1 protein-coding gene is annotated in these 671 nt (G+C 74.7%); it reads right to left on the bottom strand.

Going from position 1 to position 671, the window contains the following annotated elements:
- Positions 1-56: 56 nt before the first annotated feature.
- On the bottom strand, positions 57-671 hold a 615-nt coding region (locus C1I97_RS38435), incomplete at its 5' end, for a DUF2690 domain-containing protein (RefSeq protein WP_146608476.1).

Raw genomic sequence — 671 nt, 5'->3', positions numbered from 1 at the left:
GCCCGGCACACCGCTCCCGACGCTCCCCGCCGGTTACTTCGTGCGCTCCCCGCCGGTTACTTCGCGCACCCCTGCTGTCCCGAGGCCAGCGTCGCGCACGCCGTCACCTCTGCCGCGTCCTTCACCGCGACCATCGGCGTGTACGCGATCGTCTCGCCGGCCTTGGTGATGCCGCCGGTCTCCTTGTGCGAGCCGACCGTGACCTGGACCTCGTCGCCCGGCACGGCCTGGGTGATACGGGCCCAGGCGGCGCCGCAGGTCTTGCTGTAGCGGATCTCCAGGAAGGTGGTGCCGACGGTGACGCTCCGGGCGGTGGTCACCAGCTCGCCGCTGCACCCCATGCTCTCGGCGTCCTTGCCGGTGCAGCCGTCCCCGCTGCACTTGACCCCGGGCGGCAGAGCGAGCGGGGTGCTGGCCGCGGGGGACGGCGACTTGCCCTCGTCGCCCTTCCCGCCGCCGTTTCCTCCGGTGAAGTGGAAGACGGCGCCGATCACGACCAGCACGCCGACCAGGCCCGCGAGGAACATCGGCAGCTGCTGCTTGCGTCCGCCTCCGGCGCCGCCGCCGGAGGCGGACGCGGGAACCTGCGGGGGACCGCCGTACGGGCCCGAGGGGCCCGGCGTGTACGGGCTCGGCGCGCCCGGCGCGGGCCCGGCGCCATGGGCCTGGGA

The sequence above is a fragment of the Streptomyces sp. NTH33 genome, assembly GCF_003236365.1.
In the GTDB taxonomy this organism is placed as follows: Bacteria; Actinomycetota; Actinomycetes; order Streptomycetales; family Streptomycetaceae; genus Streptomyces.
Note: the sequence above shows the minus strand (reverse complement) of the source record. Positions and strands in the feature narration are given on the sequence as shown.